The organism is Azospirillum himalayense (genome assembly GCF_042657465.1).
GTDB lineage: Bacteria > Pseudomonadota > Alphaproteobacteria > Azospirillales > Azospirillaceae > Azospirillum > Azospirillum himalayense.
In genome coordinates this window covers 207,364-229,730 of record NZ_JBHSLC010000004.1, presented here as the reverse complement: position 1 = coordinate 229,730, position 22,367 = coordinate 207,364, and the positions used below count along the sequence as shown (strand labels likewise).

Here is a 22,367-nt window from a genome sequence, read left to right as displayed (position 1 = left end):
GAGGGGTCGGGATGCCTTCAGATAACGTTGGTCTCCAGCAGGGGGCGGTTCTCCACCAGACGGTCGTAGGCGAAGGCCGACAGGTTCAGGCTGCGGTAGGCGCCGGTCGTGATCAACTCCGCCAGCCCGCGCCCGGCGCCCGGCGCCTGTTGCAGGCCATGACCGCTGAAGCCGTTGCAGAACAGGAAGTTGCGAAGCTCCGGATGCGGCCCGATGACGGCGTTCTGGTCGATCTCGTTGTATTCGTAGAAGCCGGCCCAGGCGTTGGTGACCTTGATCGCCTCGAAGGCGGGGACGCGTTCGGCCAGCGCCGGCCACATCATCTCCTCGAACAGGTCGTGCTCGACCGTCAGGTCGTCGGTGTCCGGGTCGCGGTCGGCGGGCGGCGGGGCGCCGCAGATGAACTGCTTGCCCTCGGGCCGGAACCACACGCCGGACGGATCGATGACCAGCGGACAGCCGGGAAGCTCCTCGCGGCAGTCGAACACGAAGACGCAGCGCTTGCGCGCCGCCACCGGCAAGTCGACCCCGGCCATGGTGGCGACGCGGCGGGCCTGCGGCCCGGCGGCGTTGACCGCCACCCCGCAGGACAACCGCCGCCCGTCGGCCAGACGCACCGCGGTGACCTTGCCGTCGGCGGTGTCGATGCCCGCAACCTCGCCGGCGATCATGGCGACGCCCAACGCCTTGGCCTTGCGGCGGAAGGCCTGCATCAGGCTGTAGCCGTCGAACCAGCCCTCCCCGGACAGGCCGAGCGAGCCGAGCGCGATCCCCTCCACCGACAGCCAGGGGAAGCGGGCGGTCAGGTCATCCGGCGACAGCAGGGCGACGTCGGCGCCACAGGAGAGCTGGATGGCGTTGTTCCGGCGCAGGATGTCCGCCCCGGCCCCGGTCGCCAGATAGAGATAGCCCGGCTCGCGCAGGCCGAGATCCACCGGGTCGCCGTCCACGGACAGATGCTGCGTCGCGTTGCGGATGAAGGACAGGCCGAACTGCGACAGGGCGATGTTCGCCGGGGTCGAGAACTGCTGCCGGATCGAGCTGGCCGACAGGGCGGAGGAGGCGCGCTGGTAGGTCGGGTCCCGCTCCACCACCGCCACGGTGCCGCCGAAGCCGGGGTCGTTCGCCAGGAAATAGGCGACCGCGCAGCCCATCACACCACCGCCGACGATCACGACGTCGTACCGATCCGTCATCGAACGCTCCCGAATTAACCTTGTTTATCGTTCCGGTGATCGGGCCAGAAGGCGGGGCCGCCGTCAAGAGGGCTCAGGAGGTCCGGCGCTCATGGCCCAGTGCTCATGGCCCAGTGCTCATGGCCCGGCGCTCATGGCCCGGCGCTCACAACCCGGCGATGGCGCGGGCGACGGTGATCCATTCGTCGCCCGGCTCGGCGTCGCGCAGCGCCAGCAGCGGCGGCCAGACGCCCAGTTGGCTGCGGCGGCGCTGGGTGACGAAGCGGTCGATCTCCTCCGGCGTCGGCAGGCGGTCGGCCTTGCGCTGGTTGCAGCGGCGGTGCGCCAGCACGACGTTCGGCGCCGCGTCGAGTCCGCCGTAGGCCAGCGGAATCAGATGGTCGAAGGTCGCCTTGGCCCCCACCGGCTCCCCGCAATAGAAGCAGCACCCGCCCTGCTGAACGTCCATGAGGCGGTATTCGTCGGGGCTGACGGGCATGGCGGGGCTCCTGGGGAGATCACACCGGCAGGCGGATCAGCACGCGCAGACCGCCGTAGGGGCTGTCGCTGAGCGTGATGTCGCCGCCGTGGCTGCGGGCGACGTCGCGGGCGATGGTCAGCCCCAGTCCGGCGCCGCCGGTCGCCTGGTTGCGCGAACTGTCCAGGCGAAAGAAGGGCTTGAACACGTCGTCGCGGGACGCCTGGGGGATACCCGGCCCGTCGTCGTCGACCAGGATGTCGATGAAGCCGTCCTCGCGCTCCGCCCGCACCCAGATGCGGTCGCCGTGGCGCCGCGCGTTGGACAGCAGGTTGGCAAGGCAGCGCCGGGTCGCGTTGGGGCGAAGCGGCAGGGTCAGCCCGTCCGGTGCCGTCAGGGCCACCTCCGCCCCCTCGCGGCGGACGCCGGAGACCACCTCGTTGAGGATGCGGGTCAGGTCGGTCGGCTGGACGGTCTCCGTCCCCTCGCCGCGGGCGAAGGCCAGATAGCCTTCGATCATCGTTTCCATCTCGGTGACGTCGGTCAGCAACTCGTCGACCTCCGGGCCGTCGCCCATCATGTCCAGCGCCAGCTTCATGCGGGTCAGCGGCGTGCGCAGGTCGTGGCTGACGCCGGCCAGCATCTCCGTCCGCTGGGTGATCTGGCGGTGGATGCGCTCGCGCATGCGCAGGAAGGCGACGGCGGCCTGCCGCACCTCGGTCGCGCCCTCCGGCTTGAAGTTGCGCACGTCGCGGCCCTTGCCCAGCGCGTCCGCGGCGGCGGCCAGCCGCTTGATGGGGCGGATCTGGTTGCGCATGAAGATGATGGCGACGGTGAACAGCACCAGGGCCGAGCCGACCATCCACAGGATGAAGATGTAGCTGGTCGGGCTGAACAGGCGGCGTTCCGGCGACATCACCGACAGCACGCCGTCGGGCATCTGCACGCGGATCTCGTACCATTCGCGGGTGATCCGGGTGTTGATGGCGAAGGGCCGCCGCACCCGCTCGTGCAGCGCCTTGCTGAGCGTGTTCTCCAGCATGCCGCGCAGCTTCTGCGGGTGCTCGGGCAGGGTGCTGCCGGGCTCCAGCGTCACGATCAGGTCGGTGCTGCGCGCGGTGGCGGCCAGCGTCCAGTTGCGGCCCTCCGGAGTCGGGTCGTGCTCCAGCATGCCGATGACCATGGCGATGTCGCCGGCCACCGCGAAGGCCAGCCGGTTCGTCATGGTGTCCCAATGCCGGTCGTAGAAGATCCAGGTGGCCACCGCCTGGGCGAGGATGACCGGCGTGACGATGATCAGCAGCGAACGGCCGAACAGGGTGCGCGGCAGGAACCGCTTCAGCAGCCCCGTCTGCTCGCGACGCGGCATCGGCATCGGTGCGGCGGCGGTGTCGGTGGTCATGGTCCTGGTCCTAGTGCTCTGGATCCTCTGGGTGCTCCGGCGGCCCCCGTTACGGGTCCGGCCTCAACACATAGCCCTCGCCGCGCACCGTGTGGAGGTAGCGCGGCTCCCGCGGGTCGGGTTCGATCTTGCGGCGCAGGCGGGTCACCTGCACGTCGATGGTGCGGGCGTTGCCGGCGACCTTGCTGCGCTCCGTCAGCTCCTCGCGCGAAAAGATGGTGCCGGGGGCGGCGGCGAGCACGCGCAGCAGCCCGGCCTCCGCCGTGGTCAGGCGGACCACCTCGTCGCCCGCCCGCAGCTCGTCGCGGTCGGGCAGGTAGATCATCGGGCCGAGCTTCACCGGCTGCGGCGGCACCGGGTCTACCGGGCGGCTGGCCTGGCGGCGCAGGATGGAGTTGATGCGCAGCAGCAGCTCGCGCGGGTTGAAGGGCTTGGCGAGATAGTCGTCGGCCCCGGCCTCCAGCCCGGCGATGCGGTCGTCCGGCTCGCCCCGCGCGGTCAGCAGCAGGATGGGCAGGTCGCGCTCCCGCCGCAGCGATTCGGTCAGCTCCAGCCCGGTCTCGCCCGGCATCATGATGTCGAGCACCAGCAGGTCGAAGGCGAGCCCGGCCAGCTTGGCCCGCGCCTCCGCGGCGTCCTTCGCGGTGGCCACCAGGAAGCCGTTGCCGGCGAGATACTTGCGCAGCAGCTCGCGCAGGCGGGTGTCGTCATCGACGACCAGGATGTGGGGCTGGTCTTCTTCGGTCATCGGGCGACTGTAGCGCAACCGGGCGCCGCGCACCAAGGGAAGCGGCAGCGGCCGGCCCCCACATCAGGCGGCGGCATTGGCGCCCGCGGTCAGCTCCGCCAGTGTGGACAGGATGCGGTTGGGTGCCGCGGGTTTGGCCAGCACGAGGCACCCCGCCTCCTTGGCGGCGCGCACGAGGTCGGCGGACAGTTCCCCGGTCAGCAGGACGGCCGGAACGTCGCGTCCCAGCACCCCGCGCAGGGTCTGGATGCCGCTCAGCCCGTCGGTGCCGCCGGGCAGCCGGTAATCGCTGAGGATGGCCGAGGGTGCCTGGAGGGTCGCTTGGGCGGCAGCGAGGGCGGAATCGAAGCTGTCCGCCGCCATCACCCCGGCCCCGGCCTGCTCCAGAAGCAGGGTCAGGGAACTGCGCTGCAACGGATCGTCCTCGACCACCAGCACCCGCCGACCGGAGAGGCGCCCCGGAGAGGCCCCGGCGGCACGCTCAGCAGGGAGGGGGGCCGCCGCGGGGGGCGTCAACTCCGGCTGGGAGATCTCCGCAGCGGGCGGGACGGCGGGAGGCGGCACGCGGGGCAGGGTGACCGTGAAGACGGACCCGCGGCCTACCCGGGACCGGACCTGCAGCGGATGGCCGAGCAGACGGGCGGTGCGCTCCGCGATGGACAGGCCGAGGCCGGCGCCGCGCGACCCGTCGCGGGCCGGGTTGCCGATCTGGTAGAACTCCTCCCAGATCGTGCCCAGTTCCGCCTTGGCGATGCCCTGGCCGCTGTCCCAGATCTCCACCCGCAGGCCGTCGCCGCGGGGCCGCGCCCCGACCACCACCCCGCCGCGCGCCGTGTACTTGACGGCGTTGGACAGCAGGTTGCGCAGGATCGGCTGAAGCCGCGCGGGGTCGCTGCGCACCCAGGCGGCGGTGGGCATCACGGTCAGCCGCAGGCCCTTGCCCTCGGCCTCCGCCCGCAATTCGGCGGCGAGCTGGTCGAGCAAGGGGGCGAGCGGGAAGACGCCGACCTCCACCGGCATCACCCCGGCTTCCAGCCGCGACAGGGTCAGCAGATCGTCGAGCAGCCGCTGCCCGGCCTGGAGCGAGGCCGAGGCCATGGCGCCGAGCTGCTGGAGCGTCGGGTTCGCCGCCTCCTTCAGCAGCAGCTCGTGGAAGGCGGCCAGACCCTGCAGGGGCTGGCGCAGGTCGTGGCTGACGGTCGCCAGCACCTTCATCTTGGCGAGGCTGGCCATCTCCGCGCTGCGCAGGGCCTTCTCCAGGTCCGCCGTGCGCTGGCGGACGCGCTCGTCCAGGCTCTGGTTGGCGCGCAGAAGCTCCGCCCGGACCGCCTCCTCCCGCCGGGCGCCGGCGAGGGCGAAGGCGAACAGCAGGGACGCGCCGGTCAGGATGCCGCCGCTGACCGCCGTGGTCCACAGCGCGCGCTCCCGCCAGGGGGCCAGCACCTCGGCCAGCGGGCGGCTCGCCACCACCACGATCGGGAAGCCGGTCAGCATCCGCGCGGCAGTGATCTGCGTGCCCTCAATGATTGCCGGGCCGTCCGGCGGGTCCCAGGGCTGGGGCCAGGCGGTGGTGGGGGGCTCGACGGCGCTGTGCGGCGGCCATTCGGCCAGCTTCTCCTTGCCGCTGGTGAACAGGGCCAGCCGCGCGCCCTCGCCCCAGCCGGCCTCCCCGTACATCTGCGAGAAATAGGTGTTCTGGATGCCCGCCACCGCGATCGCCCGCAGGGCTCCCTCCTCGTCGCGCAGGGCGCGGCTGATGGTGAAGCGCCCCTGGCTGGCGCCGGGGCCGGGCAGATGAGCCCCGACATGGAGACCCGGCGGCGGTCCCTGCGTCATGCCCATATGAGCCCGGGCGTAGTCCCGCTCCGACAGGTCGCGGGGCGGCGGCGGGTGTTCCGCGCTGTCCAGAAGCAGGCGGCCCTGCGCGTCGAGCGCCCAGACCCCGCCGATCTGCGGCAGGCGTTCCGCGCGGGCGCGCATCGCGGCCTGGATGCGCTGACCTTCGGTGGCGTCGCGGCGGTCCCACCGCTCCAGCGCGTCGAGCAGCATGCGCAGCTGGGCGTCCCCCGCTTCGATGGCGCGGCTGGCGTGTTCGTCGAGAAGATGGGCGGTCGCGGCGAATTCGCGGCGGGACTGTTCCAGCGTGGCGTGGCGGTCGCGCGACACCGAAAGAGCGGACACGCCGACGCACAGGGCGGCAAAGGTCAGGAACGCGGCCACGAGATGGGCACGCTGCATGCCGCCGGCTCCTTCAGGAAAGCTAAGACAAAAGAATCGGACCGAAAAAACTATGGGCTAAGCAACAAGCCGGGGACAACTCTGCCGAAGGGCAGGGCCGACGCCGACGAACGGGGAAAGAGTCGTCAGGCCAAACACGTGAGCGGGGCTTTGTCCGAAGGGTTCGGGTTGCATCCGGGCCTTGCGATCCCCACATGAAAAGAGTCGAATTTCTTTGGGTTTACGGTCCGCTTGCAGATCGCTGCGTCTGGTCCTTCCCCTCGGTGATTTGATGTGAACCCGCGGCACGAGCGCCGTGGGAAACCTCGTTCAAGGAACTACCAGATGGCTACTGGAACCGTGAAATGGTTCAACACCACCAAGGGCTACGGCTTCATCCAGCCGGACGATGGGACAGCCGACGTGTTCGTCCACATCTCCGCCGTTGAGCGGTCGGGCATCAACATTCATGAAGGCCAGAAGCTGTCCTACGAACTCCAGCGCGATCCCAAGAAGGGCAAGAGCGCCGCGGCCAACCTGAAGGAGGCTTGATTTTCAGCCCCGAATTTTGTCGGGGCCGCCCGTTCAGGGGCCGGTTGCCCCCAATCCTGTAACAGCCGCTTCACAAAAGAAACGCATGCTCCATGGACCGCCGGGAGCGCCCGGATGGTGCCATGGGGCACGATGACGATCACAGGAGGCATGCATGGCATCCGATAACCGCAGCGCGGATCGGAATGATCTCGACTCCATGACCCGCGAGTTTCTTGCGAAGGGGGGCAAAATCGTTCAGTGCCCGCCAGGGTCTTCGGACAGCGTGGTGTACAAGCGCACCTCCTTCCGCCGCCGCGGCGCCGCGAACGCCGCGGGCAAGGAGGGGACGGACGCCGCCGCCGGCACGCCGCCCGCGGATGCGGCTCCCGCCGCCGCCCCGGAGACGACCCCGGCCAAGGACAGCTGACCGAAGGCTGGTCCGACCAGCTTTCCGGCCCGGCTCCTACCGCTTCACGGCGGCGAGCCGGGCCGGCACGGGGGGAGCGAACTTGACCCGGTCCTCCTCGTCCATCATGCCCAGCATCACCTTGCGGAAGCCCTCGACGGCCTCCGCCCCGGCCATGCGGTAGGCGCGGGCGATCCGCTGCCGCTGCGTCTCGGACAATTGGCGCTCCAGTTCAACGCCCTTTTCGGTCAGTTCCAGCAGACGCTGCCGCCGGTCCCGCACGCCCGTCTGCTGCTGGATGAACTCCTGCCGGACCAGTTCCCCCAGCACGCGCGACAGGCTCTGCTTGGTGATCTTCAGGATCGCCAGAAGTTCCGACACGGTGATCTTCGGGTAGCGCCCGACGAAATAGATGACGCGGTGGTGCGCCCGGCCGAAGCCGATCTGCGCCAGGATCTCGTCCGGCTCCGCGGTGAATTCCCGGTAGGCGTAGAACAGCAGCTCCATGCCCGTGCGAAGTTCCTCCTCGCGCAGGAAAAGCTGGTTCACGCCCGCTTTTATGTCAGCCATGTTGACGTGATCGGTGCGATTCGTTACAAATGGGTCAATAAGCCAGACATAAACGAACAAAGGTCGCGAGACAAGCGCGGCTTTCAACAATTCCATTCCAAGTCCCGAGCAACGGGCCAAAGACCAAGGTGGGAGCCGCCATGTCCATCCTTCCCTTCGACGACCGCGACGGCGTGATCTGGTACGACGGCGCGCTGGTGCCGTGGCGCGACGCGAATCTGCACGTTCTGTCGCACGGCCTGCACTATGCGAGCTGCGTGTTCGAAGGCGAGCGCGTCTACAACGGCACGGTGTTCAAGCTGACCGAGCACAGCGAGCGTCTGGCCGCCTCCGCCCGCATCCTGGGCTTCGAACTTCCCTATTCGGTGGCGGAGATCGACGCGGCGACCAACGAGACGGTGAAGGCGATGGGCTTCACCGACGCCTACGTCCGCCCGGTGGCGTGGCGCGGCAGCGAGATGATGGGCGTGGCGGCGCAGGCCAGCCGCATCCACGTCGCCATCGCCGTCTGGCAGTGGCCGAGCTATTTCAGCCCCGAGGCGAAGATGGCCGGCATCAAGCTGACCTGGTCGCGCTGGCGCCGTCCGGCCCCGGACATGGCGCCGACGGCGTCGAAGGCGGCGGGTCTGTACATGATCTGCACGCTGTCCAAGCACGAGGCCGAGGCCGAGGGCTATCAGGACGCGCTGATGCTCGACTACCGCGGCTATCTGGCCGAGGCGACCGGGGCGAATCTGTTCCTGGTGATGGACGGCAAGATCCACACGCCGAAGCCCGACTGCTTCCTGGACGGCATCACCCGCCGCACGGTGATCGACCTCGCCAAGGCCCGCGGCATCGAGGTGATCGAGCGCCACATCCAGCCGGAAGAGCTGGCGAACACCCAGGAGGTCTTCCTGACCGGCACCGCCGCCGAGGTGACCCCGGTCGGCCAGATCGGCGATCACCGCTTCACGCCGGGCCGCGTCTGCGAGACGCTGGTGAAGGACTACGACGCGCTGGTGCGTGGGTAAGACGAAGGGTCGGACGTTTCCGGAGCGGTCCACCAGAGCGTGCCGCCGGCCTCGCAGGTCGATGCCTGCGCAGGCCAGCGGCCGGCTGGCGGCTGCGCCCCCAACTCCGTCCCGCATCAGAACGCCTTGATCAGCGTCCCGACCGTCACATGCGGGAAGCTCTTCCCCTTGAAATTCAGCAACGCGGTCTGCGAATACTGAAGCTGCAGGAATTCGGCGCCCGACGCATCCTCGACCAGTTCGATGGCGAACACCGATTCCAGGCTCAGCGTGTCGGCGTTGCTGGTGATGAACGGGATGTTCCCGATGCCGCCGGCCGACGCCGTGGAGGTGATCAGGCGCGTGATCGTCTTCAGCGTCATGCCCTGCTCGTCCACCTGGCGGACCAGCGTGTCGCGCAGCATCTGGTTCGGATCGTCGATGATGGCCTGCGTGATGGAGGCGGGCAGCGGGCTGCTGCGGAAGGCGCTGGGTGTGCCGAGGTCGTACTCGGGATAGGGATTCTTCGTACCGGGCGCCGGCGGTTCGCCGCCGATGTCGAACGGCACGGTGTTGGCCGGCGGGATATCCGGCAGCTTGTCGAACTCCGCGTGCTGGACGAAGCCGACGGTGGTGAAGGCGTTGCCGTGCGGAATGGTGGCCAGGCGCGCGATGCTGGCGTCCGCCTTCGGTTCGGTGGTCGCCGGGATGTTCAGCCACATGCCCGGTTCGATGTGCAGCGCACCGCCGGTGACGCCGTCGGTCACCCGGTGCAGGTAGGTGACGCCGAAGATGGCGATGTCGTCCTGCAGGCTGCCGCGGTTGAAGACCGGCGATCCGATGGTCGTGAATTCGATGGTTTCCCGCAGCTCGTTCAGCTCAAGAAAGAAGCCGTTCGGGCTGTTGCCGGAGAAATCCGGGCGGGCGATCAGGCTGAAGCCCGTGCCCTCCCAGAAACCGGGAAGATCCTTGAGTGCGCCCAGGCGGTCGGCCGTGGCGAGTTGCGGCGCCACACCGCGCAGCGTCGCGCCGGCGCCCCGTTCCGCCGGGTCTTGAGGCTTGTCGAGAAGGATCGACTGGCTGTCGTTGATCATTGGAAGTCCTCGCTGGGCACCTTGCCGGGCACCCGTGGTCATGGGAAGGCCGGTCAGTGGGTGTGGCTCAGGCGCTCGATCTCGCGCTTCAGCGTCGCCAGCCCTTCGCGGGCGATGTCATAGGCACTCGGCAGGCCCGGTTCCGGCGCGTCCTCGCCGGGAATCCAGAACTTCCGCCGCGTCAGGCGCAGAAGGTTGGTGAAGGGCGGAACGGCGTTGAACACCTCGACCAGCAGCGGGCCGTGGTAGACCGGCAGGATCGGGCAGAGGAACGTGCCCCAGGGAATCCAGCTGTCGTGCACCGCCCCGCGGTCGGGAGCGGAAATGTGCACATAGTGCAGCCGGTTCTGCGCCACCGCGGTGCGCAGATTGTCCTCGAACACCAGCGGGCCGTTGCTGCCCAGCACCACATGGGCGCTGTCGATGGTCAGGCCGGTCTGTGCGGTCTGGACGCCCTGGAGGAAGTCCAGCACGTCCGACACCATGTTCGGGGCCGGCGTCTCCCAATGGTCGACCGGCTCGATGCCCAGCTTGACGCCCTTCCGCTCCGCGTATTCGCCCAACTCCTGCAGCACGGGCCGGGCCGCCTCGTAGCGGGGCTTCAGCCACTCCTGAAGCGCGTCGCTCCAGATCGGGTCGCCGTCGTCCGTGGTCGGGAACACGCCATAGGGGAAGACGAACGGCCCGGCCATGATGGAATTGCCGCCCAGGACCGCGGTGATGTCCACGCGCGACTTCAGGTAGGCGAGCGCCTCCTCGCGCTGCTGCCGGTAGGGCGAGGTGGGGTCGAAGGTCCGCGTGGTGCCGACGTTGGTGGTGAAGCGGACGCCCTCCAGGCCGGCCCTGTCGAAGGCCCGCCGCATGCGCGTGTAGCTTTCCACCTCCGCCGCGTGGTCGGTGGTCTGCACCGGATGGATCGGCAGGTCGAACCCGTCGTAGCCCAGCTCGGTCATCGCCTCGATGTGTCGGATGATCAGCCGGGTGTAGGCCTCGTTGTCCGGCTGGAGGTTCGCCGTGAACATGAAGAAGCTGAGGTTGATGTCCCTCTTGGCGGTCTTGTTCATGGTCACCATCCCAACTGCTCACGGAGATAGGCGCGCGCCATCTTGGCGTATTGGAGCGGGTTGGCCTTGGCCGGGTCCTGTTCCGCCTCGATGACCAGCCAGCCTTCGAACCCGGCCTCGGCCAGGATCGACAGGATCTCCGGAAAATGGTTGTAGGAGCCGTCGCCCGGCACGGTGAAGATGCCGGCCTCGATGCCTTCCTGGAAGGACATGCCCTTGGCGTGCATCTCCTTCAGCACGCTCTCGCGGAAGTCCTTCAGATGGATGTGCTTGATGCGGGTCGCGTACTTGCGCGTGATCTCCAGCGGGTCGGCGCCGCCGCAGTAGAGGTGGGCGGTGTCCAGCAGCATGAAGACCAAGTCCGGATCGGTCGTTGCCATCAGCCGCTCGACCGCCGCCTGCTTCATCACGCCGGTGCCCATGTGCGGGTGATAGCACAGGCGGCGGCCTTCCTCCCGGGCGATCCGGCCGATCTCGTTGAGGCCGGCGGCCAGCTCGTCCCATTGGCGGTCGTTGAAGGTCGGGGCGTTGGGGTACAGCGCCACCGGCAGCGGATTGACGGCGCCGCCGAACTCCGCCACCACCAGATCGGCGCGGCGCGGGTCGCTCTCGTGGCCTTCCACCTGCTTGATGAAGGCCAGCTGCTGGCGGACCTTCTGGATGGTCTGCGCCTTCATCGACTCGATGGTGAAGTAGGTGCTGACCCACGGCTCCGACACGCGCAGGCCGCGCAGGTCCAGCGCCGCCTTCAGCGTCTGCGGATCGGTCGGGTATTTGTGGCCGATGCTGCACCCGACATAGCCGGCCAGCGCCATCTCGCTGACGCACTGCTCGAAGGGGATGCCGATGTCGATGTTCAGGAAGTCGTCGTTCCACCAGAGCGTCGGCGTGATGCCGAGCCACACCTTGTCCGGCGACAGCTTGGGGGTCTTGAAGCTCATCGTGACGGTCCTTCGTATCGGAATTTCAGGCAAAGGGTGACGTGATGCCCGGCGCGATGCCGGGCATCATGGCCGTGGGTCGAGGTGGGCGGCGCGTCAGGCCGGAATGCGCTCGGCGTCCGCCGTCCGCTCCACAGGCTCGGCGGCCGGTGGAGACGCAGGGTCGTCCGCGAAGCGCGGGATGCGCGGCGGCACGGCCCAGGAGCCGTAGCCCGGAGCCTTGGCGCCCGCGGGGTGGGCGCCGATGGCCGTCCACAGCAGCCCTTCGACGTAGGAGGACGGCGACACCACGAAGGTGACGTCCTTCGGCGCCGGCCCGTAGGATTCGGTCCAGGCCCCCGGCAGCTCGTACCAGACGCCGGAGTACCAGAGCTTGACGATGTTGCGGGCCACCGGCCCCAGCCTGCCGTCGCCGAAGATCGTCCGGCGCAGGTGGGCGTTGCGCGCTGCGCGCCCCTCGTTGCCGACCGCGCGCGGCGCCTCGGCGTGGAAAGCCAGCAGCTCATCCACCAGCGCCGTGCCGACCACGCCGTCGACCGTCCGCAGATAGGCCTCGGTCTGGCCGGTCCCCTGCAGTTCCACCACGCCGAAGGCGGTCATCTCGGCGGAAAAGGCGAGGAACTGGTCGAGACGGTTTGCGTCCCCGGTCTTGGCCGTGCTCATGCCACCACCTCCTGCCGGGCGGCGGTGAGCGCCTCGGCCGCGGTCACGGCGTCGATCTCGAAGGTCGGCGCGGCGTTGTGGCCGGCGCTGTCGGGCAGCGGGTTGCGGACCAGCTCCGTGATCAGGTTGCGGAAATCGAACATCAGCGGCACGGCTGTCAGCAGAAGTTCGGGCTTGCCGTTGAAGGCCCGCGTGATGGCCTTCAGGAACTTCGCGTAGGCCTGGTTGAACGACTGCGCCGCGTCGTACAACTCGGTCCCGGCGGGGATGTCGGCGAGCTTGACGTTCGCCTTGACGGGGTAGGACGCCTCCCAGTCGACCGAGAAGGTCGGTCCCGTGGGGTGGTGCGGCTCGTCGCCCTTCTGGTAGTAGCGCCCGTGGGTCAACTGGTCGAAACGGTAGAAGTGCGACAGTTCGCCGTCGTTGTCGTAGATGCTGGTCGGGGTGCCCTCGCCCTGCGTCATGACCAGCGTGATGGCGCGCTTCGCGCTTTCCAGGTCGCTCACCGCGAACAGCTGGCCACCGCCGGAGTAGTAGTATTCCGACGTGATCTGTCGCTTGGGATCGCCGGTGAAGATGGTCTTGCCCAGCCCCTGCGCCTCCGCTTCCAGGAATTCGAAGCCGTCCTCGATGGCCTTGTAGAAGTCGCCGATGCTGTAGAAGTGCATCTCGTCGCTTTTCGGGTGCCGGCCGAGGACCGAGGTGCCGGGCGCGTAGGACCGGCGGACGAGCCGGCCGTCGCCCTTGCTGGGCCGCTCGATCTTCTTGAAGGTTTCCACGGCCTCCTTGCCGAAGCGCATGATGCCGACCGTGAAGTCCGTCTCGCCGTCCGGCAGGTAGGTCGGGTAGGAGGGCACGAAGCCGGGGTGCGCCAGGTCCGGCGTTCCACCGACGGCGTTCAGCAGGTTCGCCGCGATGGACAGGTGCAGCATCTCCTCCACCGCCACGACCCGAAGGATGTGGACGGCGTCGGTGTTGGTCCCCGGCTTGATCGAATACAGCGCCGTGAGATAGGCCGGGAGCGTCGCATGCTCCAACTGCATCGCCAGATACAGGTAGTCCTTCAGTTCAGAGAGTGTCGTGATCTTGCTGGAAGGCACGGTTTCCTCCGATCGTCTTGCGCGGCCTCCGGAGAGGCGCGCCTTGCGTCAGTGCAGCTGCTTGAGCATCGCGCGCGCGCTCCGGTAGCAGAGCGCGGCGAGGGTGAGGGTCACGTTGGCGGTGCCGATCGTCGGCATGCTGCCGGCGCCGACCAGATACAGGTTCGCGTGGTCCCAGGAGCGCTGGTCGGTGTCGACGACCGAGTTGCTCTTGTCGGTGCCCATGATGTGCGTGCCGGCGATGTGGTTGCCGCCGCGGATCGCGTAGCCCTGGCCCTCGTAGGTCACGTAGCCGTAGTCGCCGGGGTCGTAGCGGGTGTGGTCGGCCACGCCCAGGCGGGCGAACACGGTCTTCGAGAATTCCCGCGCGTAGGCGGCGCCGCGCATCGAATATTCCGGCACCGTGAAGGACACCACCGGCCGCATGTTGCCGAGTTGGTCGGTGTATTGCGGATCGACGGTGACGCGGTTGCTCTCGGTCGGCGGCACCTCGATCATGAAGGCGAGCAGAAGCTGGCGCGAGATGCGGTCGATCAGTCCGCGGCGCAGCTCGGCCCCGAAGCGGTTTTGCTGATCCACCAGTTCGGTCAGGTCGCTGAAAGGGGCGCCGGTCGCCCAGCCCCAGCCGTCGTTGTGGATGTCCACGCTGAAGGCGGCCTGGTGACGGCGGAAACCACCGGCCCGCAGATCGATGATGCCGCCGGTGCAGCTTGTGCCGCGCATGGTGCCGCACACTTCCGGCATCAGCCCCCAGTTCAGCAGGTAGGCGTGGTCCATCAGGTTGCGCCCCATCAGCCCGGCGCTGTCGCGCAGGCCCGACGCGAGCATCAGCCGCGGCGTCTCGATGGCGTTCGCGGCGATCACGAAGATCGTGCCCTTGACGGTGATCGTCTTGTGCTCCGCCGACTGCGGCTCCCTGTAGACCTTGACCTCCAGCGCGGTGACGTTCCCGTTGCCGGGATCGGTCACGACCTTGGAGACGACCGCCTGCACCAGCAGATCGACGCGCCCGGTCTGCAGCGCCTTGGCCAGCGTCTTGCCGGAGTGATACTTCGCCTGCACCGGGCAGAGCGGCACGCAGTTGGTGTTGCCCTGGCAGCGCTCCCCCTCATCCACCTGATGCGTGTTGACGGCGCCGACGGGGACGTAGCCCGTGCCGCCGTCATAGGAGGGGTTGGGGATGCTGTTGCGGCCCTGCGGATAGGGGCGGATCCTGATCGGGTAGGACTCGCCGCACAGCTCGACCCGGGTGTCGTCGATGCCCCGGGCGACCTGCTTGTCCAGATAGGACAGCGGAAGCCCCTTCATGGGAAAGACGTAGTCCTTCGGGAAGTGCAGGCCCAGATAGGCCTGGTCCTCGACGTTGGCGGACACGCCGATCTCGCGCTCCGCCGTGCGGTAGTCGGCCTCCAGCTCGTCGTAGCCGAGCGGCCAGTCGAGCCCCTGCCCGAACAGGCTGCGCATCTTGAAGTCCTCCGGCAGCATGCGGGGGGTCTTCGCCTCCCAGTGCATGGTCGTGCCGCCGAAGACCCGGGTGAAGGTCGTGTCGGTGACGTAGGGGCCGGATTGCACCATGTAGGTGGAGCTGTCCGTCTCGCCCGGCTGGAGCTTGCGCAACAGCGGGCTGCGCGGCATCGCGGCGTTGGGGTTGGCCGGGTACGGGGACTGGTTGTCCTTGGACGACGCGCCGTAGAAGTTGGAGAGGTACTTCTCGTAGCCCGACAGCGTCCGGTCGGTGCCCGTCCCCGCCTCCAGCACCAGCACGCGCTTGCCGGCCCGGCTCAGTTCGTTTGCGATGATGGCGCCGGAGATGCCCGTACCGACGATCACAGCGTCGTACCGGTCATCCGCGGACACCGCCTCGATGTCCGTCCGCCGCGCAGAGTCAATTGGAAACAGCACGCGCTTCCTCCACTCTGAACAAGTTGATTTGATTGATTGATTCTGGTTGATCGGGCCTATGTCGCCAGACTCTCGACCAGTCGGTCGGCGGTCCGCAGCGCCAGCGCCGCCAGGGTCAGCGTCGGGTTGGACGTGCCCATGGTCGGGAAGCTGCCGGAGCCCACCAGGAAAAGGTTGCGGTGCTCCCACGCGCGCTGGTCGGCGTCGATCACCGATCCGGCGGGATCGGCGCCCATGGCGTGCGTGCCGGCGAAGTGCCCCATGCCGTGGTAGTGGAACTCGCGGCCCTGGTAGAAGACCGACGGGAACCAGCTTCCCTTGGACGGGTCGGTGCAGTCGGCGACCCCGGCGCGGCGGAAGACGGCGCGCGCCACCTCCGACGCGGCGGCCATGCCGGCCAGCGTGTAGTCGTCGATCCGGTAGTCGATCACCGGCCTGGGGTTGCCCAGCGGATCGAGATAGCCCGGGTCGATGCTGACGCGGTTGTCCGGATCGGGAAGCTGCTCCACCGCCAGCGACAGGCGGACGTGACGCGGCAGCGTCGCGCCGAGCTGCGCCCGCAGCGCCGGGCCGAACAGGTTGCGCGTCATGACCGCGTCGGACACGGCGGTGTCGGGCGCCCCGGTGCTGGCGCGCCAGCCGTCGTTGCCCACATCGAAGCGGAAGGCCGCGTGGCGTGCGCGGAAGGCGCCGCCGCGCAGCTCCTCGATGCCGGAGGTCGACTGCGGCCCGCGGTAGGCGCCGACGTCGAGCGGCGCCAGCCCCCAGGCGTAGAGCGCCGGGTGGTCCATCAGCGTCCGCCCGACCTGGCCGCGCGGCCCTTCCAGCCCCGAGGCGAGCATCAGCTTGGCGTTCTCCACGGCGTGCGCCGCCAGGATGTAGGTGCGGCCGGTGGCGACCTGCGTGGTGTGGGCCGCCCCATCGGGGTCGTCGTAACGCTTGTACTCGATGCCCTGCACGGCGCCGCTCGCCGGATCGACGAGGATCTTCGACGCCACCGCCTGCACCCGCACCGTCAGGAGACGGAGGTCGGCCTGCGCCAGCGTCTTGCCGGCGTGATACTTCGCCTGAACCGGACAGATCGGCGTGCAGGAGGTGTTGCCCTGGCAGCGTTCGCCCTGGAGGGGTGGAATGGACGGCCCGTCGCCGGTCCGGATGTCCACCGCGCCCATGGGCCGGTAGTCGCCGCGTGGGATGGAGTTGCGCGCCGCCGGGTAGCTGCGCACCCGGATCGCGAATTCCTCGTCCCCCAGTGTGACCGGCATGCCGTCGACCGCGGCGCCGAGCACGCGGTCGGCATAGCTCGGCGGAACGCGCTGCATCGGGTAGTCGTAGCCGTCCGGGAAGGTCAGGCCCAGATAGCTCTGGTCGGCGACGTCTGCGGACACGCCGATCTCGCGCTCCGCCCGCTCGTAGTAGGGGGCGAGCGCCGTGTAGTCCAGCGGCCAGTCGCGCCCCACCCCGTGCAGCGAGCGCATCCGGAAATCCTCCGGCAGCATGCGCAGCGACACGCCGAGCCAATGCAGCGTGGAGCCGCCCCACAGCCGGGTGTAGCTGCTGCCGTACGGGTTGGGACCGCGCTGGACGAAGTAGCCGTCGTTGTTGCGCAGCGCCGTGGTGTCCGGCTGTGGCGCGCCGACCGCGGGCGGCCAGGGCGATTCCGGACTCTTGGCGCTGGCCGCGTAGAACCGCTCCAGATGCCGTGTGTAATCGTCCAGACCGCGCGACGTGCCCGGCCCGGCTTCCAGAACCAGCACGGTCAGGCCGGCGTCGGTCAGGCGCTTGGCGATCAGGGCGCCGGCGACGCCGGCGCCGACGATGACCGCGTCGAAGGCCGCGTCCTTGTTCATGCCCCACCTCTCTCCGGGCCGGAGGCCCTTGCGCCCTTCGGGCCGAGGGCCCACGCGCCGTAACCCTGCGGATTCGCTCCCGCCGCGTGCGCGCCGGCGGCCAGCCATTGAAGACCCGCCTGATAGGCGGCCGACGAAACCACGCGGCTGGTGTCCAGCGGCGACGCTCCGAAGGCGGCGCGCCACGCCGCGGGAAGCTGGGTCCAGGTGCCGCAGTACCAAAGCACGATCAGGTTGCGGGCCACCGGCCCCAGGCGGGGGGCGCCGAGGATCTCGGCCTGCGCCGTCCGCTCGCGCTCCGGCCCCCGCGGCAACTGGCGGTAGGCGGACATCAGGTCGCCGACGACGTCCTCCGGCAGCACCGCGTCCAGAACCGCCAGATACTCCGCGGCCAGGCCGGTTCCGAGCAGTTGTACGGCGTCGAACCCGGTCAGGAGCGCCGACAGGCCGACGAAACCGTCCAGCCGGCCGGATTCCGCGGTGCCGGTCATCAGACGCCCTCCGACTGGCGTGCCTTCGCGGTCTTCCGGACGGCCGCCTTCACGGGCTGTTGCGGGGTGCGGGCGCGGATGGCGGACAGGAACGCGGCGTAGCTCCAGGTCAGGTTGCGCACGCTCTTCTCGTAGCCGGTCCGGCTGTCGAACTGTTCGCTCAGCTCGTAATGGTCGCTGTGGAAGACGACCGCGCGCAGCATGGCGTCGCCGGCGGCGCGCAGGGCCTCGGCCACCTGGGCGGGCGGCTGGGGGCCGGTGATGCCCACCTGGGCGAAGAAGGGCCGCGAAAGGTCGTCCAGCGGGACCGCCTGCGCGCGCTCGATCTCGGCGGCAAGCCGGTAATACAGCTCGGCGAGGTTGGCGGTGCACAGGGCCCAGGGATGCCCGCCCTGCACCGGATCGGACACGTCCCCGTCATAGATGTCGCCGGGATAACGGCCCAGCAGCGGACCGATGCCGCGCGCCCGGTCGTCGACGTTGATCGGGTACTGCCACGCGGAACCGTCGTCCGCCCACTGGCCGCGCAGCGCCGCCGCGGTGGCCAGCAGCTTCGTATCGGTGACCGGCACGGCGCCGTAGACGCTCGCGCAGACGATGTCGATGTTCGGGTCGTAATTCAGGTTGCCCGGCACCGCCGACACGCCGGGAGTGGAATCGGAGGCGAGCAGCGTCACGTAACACTGGCCGTTCCAGTGGTTCTGCAACGCCCGCTCCAGCCAGTTGGCCGCATCGGCGACTCCCTGCGGAACCGGGATGCCGAGCGTGTTGGCGGCGACCTCCCGGAAACAGTGGAGTTGGACCGCGCGGGCGAAGAAGGACAGACCCTGGTGCTCCTCCCAGAGGTTCGTCGTCGGGTTCTGGTAATTGCCCAGCAGGAACTCCAGATTGCGGGCGATAACCTCCTTGGCGATGACCTGGGACGAACCGCTGAGCTGGGAGTAGGCGCGCAGAAGGGCGATGGTCTGGATCGCCGGCCCGTCGGACTGCTCCGTCCACGGGCGCGACTGGCCGTCGATGGTGAAGCAGGCGTGTGCCAGCGTCGGGGCGGCGTTGCTCTGGCACGTCTGGACGAAGACGACGTAGTCGTTCAGCGCCTCGATGCTGCCGTCGGGTGATGCCGGCAGGTCGCCCTCGACCAGTTCCAGCGCGGTGATGGCGGCATCGCGCACCCAGTTGTAGACGTAGTCCTGATCGACGCCCGGCGTGTTGGCGGGAAAGGACGGAGCGGCGACCACGCAGCCCGGGAGCGAGAACTGGCCGGGGCGGGTCGGGTCTTCGATCACATAGCCGTCGCTGGTCACGTTGCGCAGCATCAGCAGGAACATGTAGCGGGCCAGCGACGCCAGGTCGGTCTGCTGATGCGCCGCCCGTGGCGGATGCTTGTCCAGGACGGCGGTGTGGGCCGCCGCCCGGGCGCGGGCGGGCTGAATCTGGGATTGGGTCATCGGACGGTCTCCGCTCGATGTCGGGTCGGGTGGCAGGGAAGAGGGCGTGGAGCGGGGTGCGGCATGCCCGGCCGTGGGATGATGCGCGGCGTCGCGGAAATGCCCGTCCCAGATCCACGACATCTCGTTCACCACGGTGATGCCGTCGATCTGGCTGGGTGGCGTGCGCAGCACCAGACCTTCACCGTCGCAGGTGAAGGGCCGCACCTGCACCGTGTCGGACCAGTTGGGGAAGGTGCAGCCGTCGAGGCGGTGGGTGACCTCGCTGCCGTTCACCTCATAGCGGCCGACATAGGCCAGGCAGGTGGAATAAGCCGCGGCGCGCTCCTCGGTGCTGCCGCCGCGTGGATCGGTGGTGTCCAGTTTGGGCCGGCCGGCGGCCGTCATCTGCACCGCCATGTGGCCGTCGGCCGTGTAGATCAGCAGGCCGGTTGCGTCCTCGCCGAACGGATAGGTGACGGTCCCGTCTCCCGCGATCCGGCGCCAAGCCGACAACCGCCATTGCCCCACAAGAACATTCATGGCCGCAATCCATTCTTGTTTCAGAGGAAGTAAATCAGAAATGATATTTATGGAAATAAACGGCCGAGCCATTCCGGAGGCCTGATCTTGCCTTCGGTTGAAAGATAACAGAATGAAAGGCAGTTTTATTTTGCCTGTGGGCAAAAAGGTCCACGCACAAACCGCCAGGGGCGGCGATTGGTGCCGTGATTACGTTTTCTTGTTTCTTTCTTCAATAGTGGCGAAAGCAATTTACGGAATGAAAGGGAAAAATAACATCGTGACGCATTATTTTTTGATTCCACGCTTATGTGTGGATAACTTTGTCAAGTCATACCCAAGTAATCCCGAAAGACGTTTGCTGTGTGTGCTTATGACCGGAATGTCGGTGCTGCCCTGGGGGCGAGGGCAGCGGCTAGGGCAGCGGCGAGGGCGGCGGCGCCCCCGCCGCGGCAGCGTGCCCTGGACATGGCGCTGTGTTCTTCGGCTGGGTGGGTGCGTTGTGATCGCGGCCTATGAACAAAGGGACAAGCCCACGCTCGACAGCGGGGGCGGGGTGGGCCATATACTCAGTTCCCGTTCCGTACCCCTGGCGCGAGCGCACCCGCATGTCCCATCCCGTCCTGACCGCCCTCCCGCAGAAGTCCCTGCCCAAGCTGGAGGCTGGCAAGAAGTTCGAACTGGTGTCGGAGTTCAAACCCTCCGGCGACCAGCCGCGCGCCATCGGGGAGCTGACCGAGGGGCTGCGCGCCGGCGAGAAGGACCAGGTGCTGCTCGGCGTCACCGGGTCCGGCAAGACCTTCACCATGGCGCACGTCATCCAGCACGTCCAGCGCCCCACCCTGGTGCTCGCCCCGAACAAGACGCTGGCGGCGCAGCTCTATGGCGAGATGAAGTCCTTCTTCCCGAACAACGCGGTGGAATACTTCGTCTCCTACTATGACTACTACCAGCCGGAAGCCTACGTTCCGCGCACCGATACCTTCATCGAGAAGGAATCCTCGATCAACGAACAGATCGACCGGATGCGCCACTCGGCGACGCGGGCGCTGCTGGAGCGGGACGACGTCATCATCGTGGCGTCGGTATCCTGCATCTACGGCATCGGCTCGGTCGAAACCTATTCGGAGATGACCGTCGACCTGCGCAAGGGCGAGGTGGTCGCGCAGCCCGATCTGCTGCGCAAGCTGACCGAGCTTCAGTACAAGCGCAACGACGCGGCCTTCGGGCGCGGCCTGTTCCGGGTGCGCGGCGACACGGTGGAGCTGTTCCCCGCCCACATGGAGGACCGCGCCTGGCGCATCTCGCTGTTCGGCGACGAGATCGAGGGCATCCACGAGATCGATCCGCTGACCGGCGAGAAGATCGCCTCGCTGGAGGCCGTGCGCATCTATCCCAACAGCCACTATGTGACGCCCAAGCCGACGCTCAATCAGGCCATCGAGCAGATCAAGCGCGAGCTGAAGCTGCGGCTGGAGGAGTTCAACGCCCAGGGCAAGCTGCTGGAGGCGCAGCGGCTGGAGCAGCGGACGACCTTCGACATCGAGATGATGGCGGCCACCGGCGCCTGCGCCGGCATCGAGAACTATTCCCGCTACCTGACCGGCCGCGCGGCGGGCGAGCCGCCGCCGACGCTGTTCGAGTATCTGCCGGGCGACGCGCTGCTGATCGTGGACGAAAGCCACGTCATGGTGCCGCAGATCGGCGGCATGTACCGCGGCGACCGGATGCGCAAGGAGACGCTGTCCGAATACGGCTTCCGCCTGCCCAGCGCCATGGACAACCGCCCGCTGAAGTTCGAGGAGTGGGAGGGCATGCGCCCGCAGACGGTCTTCGTCTCGGCCACCCCCGGCCCCTGGGAGATGGAGCGCACCGGCGGCGTCTTCGCCGAGCAGGTGGTCCGCCCGACCGGCCTGATCGACCCGGAGGTGATCATCCGTCCTACCGAGACGCAGGTGGACGACCTGATCCACGAGTGCAAGGAGGTGGTGGCGAAGGGCAACCGCGTGCTGGTCACCACCCTCACCAAGAAGATGGCCGAGGCGCTGACCGAGTATATGCACGAGGCGGGGCTGCGCGTGCGCTACATCCACTCCGACGTGGAGACGCTGGAGCGCATCGAGATCATCCGCGACCTGCGGCTCGGCGCCTACGACGTGCTGGTCGGCATCAACCTGCTGCGCGAGGGGCTGGACATCCCCGAATGCTCGCTGGTCGCCATTCTGGACGCCGACAAGGAGGGCTATCTGCGCTCCAAGACCTCGCTGATCCAGACCATCGGCCGCGCCGCGCGCAACGTCGAGGGGCGGGCGATTCTCTACGCCGACAAGATCACCGGCAGCATGCAGTACGCCATCGACGAGACGGCGCGCCGCCGCGAGAAGCAGCGGGCGTACAATCTGGAGCACGGAATCACGCCGGAATCCGTGAAGAAGGCCATCGGCGACATTCTGGAGAGCGTGTACGAGCGCGGCGACCACGTCACCGTGAAGACCGGCCTGAACGCGTCGGAACTGGTCGGCCACAACCTGAAGTCCGTGATGGCCGACATGGAGAAGCGCATGAAGGCCGCCGCCGCCGACCTGGAGTTCGAGGAGGCCGCCCGCCTGCGCGACGAACTCCGCCGCCTGGAGGCGATGGACCTCGGGCTGGAGCAGCCGGGCAGCATCGGCATCAGCTCCGCCCGTCAGGGCCGCGGCATTCCCGAAGGCGCTCCGAAGAAGCAGGGTCGCCGGGGACGGCGCTGATCGCCACATCACCACCCTCTCCCTCCGTCGCGGGGGAGGGTGGG

19 protein-coding genes are annotated in these 22,367 nt (G+C 68.4%); 4 read left to right on the top strand and 15 right to left on the bottom strand.

Annotation, left to right across the window (positions count from 1 at the left end):
* Positions 1-17: 17 nt before the first annotated feature.
* From ACFPMG_RS03080 to ACFPMG_RS03060, 5 genes are all read right to left on the bottom strand, one after another.
* Complete coding sequence (locus ACFPMG_RS03080) at positions 18-1,196, bottom strand: NAD(P)/FAD-dependent oxidoreductase (protein ID WP_376993761.1); 1,179 nt, start codon at positions 1,194-1,196, stop codon at positions 18-20.
* 145 nt (positions 1,197-1,341) lie between these two features.
* Entirely contained in the window at positions 1,342-1,674 is a 333-nt protein-coding gene (locus ACFPMG_RS03075) for an HNH endonuclease (protein WP_376993760.1), read from the bottom strand.
* Between the two features lie 19 nt (positions 1,675-1,693).
* The gene (locus ACFPMG_RS03070; RefSeq protein ID WP_376993759.1) at positions 1,694-3,055 is read right to left on the bottom strand and encodes an ATP-binding protein; all 1,362 of its coding nucleotides are present in this window, start codon (positions 3,053-3,055) and stop codon (positions 1,694-1,696) included.
* A gap of 49 nt (positions 3,056-3,104) precedes the next feature.
* Positions 3,105-3,803 (bottom strand): response regulator, encoded by a 699-nt coding sequence (locus tag ACFPMG_RS03065; RefSeq protein ID WP_376993758.1) that lies wholly within the window; start codon positions 3,801-3,803, stop codon positions 3,105-3,107.
* A gap of 63 nt (positions 3,804-3,866) precedes the next feature.
* The gene (locus ACFPMG_RS03060) at positions 3,867-6,041 is read right to left on the bottom strand and encodes an ATP-binding protein (RefSeq protein WP_376993757.1); all 2,175 of its coding nucleotides are present in this window, start codon (positions 6,039-6,041) and stop codon (positions 3,867-3,869) included.
* A gap of 324 nt (positions 6,042-6,365) precedes the next feature.
* On the opposite strand from ACFPMG_RS03060, the gene ACFPMG_RS03055 reads away from it, so the two are divergent.
* Positions 6,366-6,572 (top strand): cold-shock protein, encoded by a 207-nt coding sequence (locus ACFPMG_RS03055; protein WP_014197503.1) that lies wholly within the window; start codon positions 6,366-6,368, stop codon positions 6,570-6,572.
* A 268-nt stretch (positions 6,573-6,840) separates the two neighbouring features.
* On the top strand, positions 6,841-6,981 hold the full coding sequence (locus ACFPMG_RS03050) for a hypothetical protein (protein WP_376993756.1): 141 nt from the start codon (positions 6,841-6,843) through the stop codon (positions 6,979-6,981).
* 36 nt (positions 6,982-7,017) lie between these two features.
* Here the strand turns inward: ACFPMG_RS03050 and ACFPMG_RS03045 are convergent, their stop codons facing one another.
* Positions 7,018-7,530 (bottom strand): MarR family winged helix-turn-helix transcriptional regulator, encoded by a 513-nt coding sequence (locus tag ACFPMG_RS03045; protein WP_035676767.1) that lies wholly within the window; start codon positions 7,528-7,530, stop codon positions 7,018-7,020.
* A 140-nt stretch (positions 7,531-7,670) separates the two neighbouring features.
* On the opposite strand from ACFPMG_RS03045, the gene ACFPMG_RS03040 reads away from it, so the two are divergent.
* Positions 7,671-8,543, top strand: a complete 873-nt coding sequence (locus tag ACFPMG_RS03040; protein ID WP_376993755.1) for a branched-chain amino acid aminotransferase — start codon at positions 7,671-7,673, stop codon at positions 8,541-8,543.
* A gap of 116 nt (positions 8,544-8,659) precedes the next feature.
* Here ACFPMG_RS03040 and ACFPMG_RS03035 read toward each other — a convergent pair whose 3' ends face one another.
* From ACFPMG_RS03035 to ACFPMG_RS02995, 9 genes are all read right to left on the bottom strand, one after another.
* Entirely contained in the window at positions 8,660-9,616 is a 957-nt protein-coding gene (locus ACFPMG_RS03035; protein ID WP_376993754.1) for a heme-binding protein, read from the bottom strand.
* 53 nt (positions 9,617-9,669) lie between these two features.
* On the bottom strand, positions 9,670-10,680 hold the full coding sequence (locus ACFPMG_RS03030) for a sugar phosphate isomerase/epimerase family protein (RefSeq protein WP_376993753.1): 1,011 nt from the start codon (positions 10,678-10,680) through the stop codon (positions 9,670-9,672).
* Between the two features lie 2 nt (positions 10,681-10,682).
* The gene (gene iolE, locus ACFPMG_RS03025) at positions 10,683-11,621 is read right to left on the bottom strand and encodes a myo-inosose-2 dehydratase (protein ID WP_376993752.1); all 939 of its coding nucleotides are present in this window, start codon (positions 11,619-11,621) and stop codon (positions 10,683-10,685) included.
* A gap of 96 nt (positions 11,622-11,717) precedes the next feature.
* Positions 11,718-12,284, bottom strand: coding sequence for a hypothetical protein (locus ACFPMG_RS03020; protein WP_376993751.1), 567 nt, complete (start codon positions 12,282-12,284; stop codon positions 11,718-11,720).
* Positions 12,281-13,384 carry a ferritin-like domain-containing protein gene (locus ACFPMG_RS03015; RefSeq protein WP_376993750.1) on the bottom strand — a complete coding sequence of 368 codons (1,104 nt, stop codon included), beginning with the start codon at positions 13,382-13,384 and terminating at the stop codon, positions 12,281-12,283. Before ACFPMG_RS03015 ends, ACFPMG_RS03020 begins: the two co-directional genes overlap by 4 nt.
* Positions 13,385-13,432: 48 nt before the next feature.
* Positions 13,433-15,286 carry a GMC family oxidoreductase gene (locus tag ACFPMG_RS03010; protein ID WP_376993749.1) on the bottom strand — a complete coding sequence of 618 codons (1,854 nt, stop codon included), beginning with the start codon at positions 15,284-15,286 and terminating at the stop codon, positions 13,433-13,435.
* A 56-nt stretch (positions 15,287-15,342) separates the two neighbouring features.
* Positions 15,343-17,136: a GMC family oxidoreductase gene (locus tag ACFPMG_RS03005; protein WP_376993748.1), complete on the bottom strand. Its 1,794-nt coding sequence runs from the start codon at positions 17,134-17,136 to the stop codon at positions 15,343-15,345.
* The gene (locus tag ACFPMG_RS03000) at positions 17,133-17,627 is read right to left on the bottom strand and encodes a hypothetical protein (RefSeq protein WP_376993747.1); all 495 of its coding nucleotides are present in this window, start codon (positions 17,625-17,627) and stop codon (positions 17,133-17,135) included. The genes ACFPMG_RS03005 and ACFPMG_RS03000 overlap by 4 nt, the downstream gene beginning before the upstream one ends.
* Positions 17,627-19,597, bottom strand: a complete 1,971-nt coding sequence (locus ACFPMG_RS02995) for a glycoside hydrolase family 15 protein (RefSeq protein ID WP_376993746.1) — start codon at positions 19,595-19,597, stop codon at positions 17,627-17,629. The genes ACFPMG_RS03000 and ACFPMG_RS02995 overlap by 1 nt, the downstream gene beginning before the upstream one ends.
* Before the next feature lie 587 nt (positions 19,598-20,184).
* Between ACFPMG_RS02995 and uvrB the strand changes: the two genes are divergently transcribed.
* Positions 20,185-22,323, top strand: a complete 2,139-nt coding sequence (gene uvrB / locus ACFPMG_RS02990) for an excinuclease ABC subunit UvrB (RefSeq protein ID WP_376993745.1) — start codon at positions 20,185-20,187, stop codon at positions 22,321-22,323.
* Positions 22,324-22,367 lie beyond the last annotated feature (44 nt).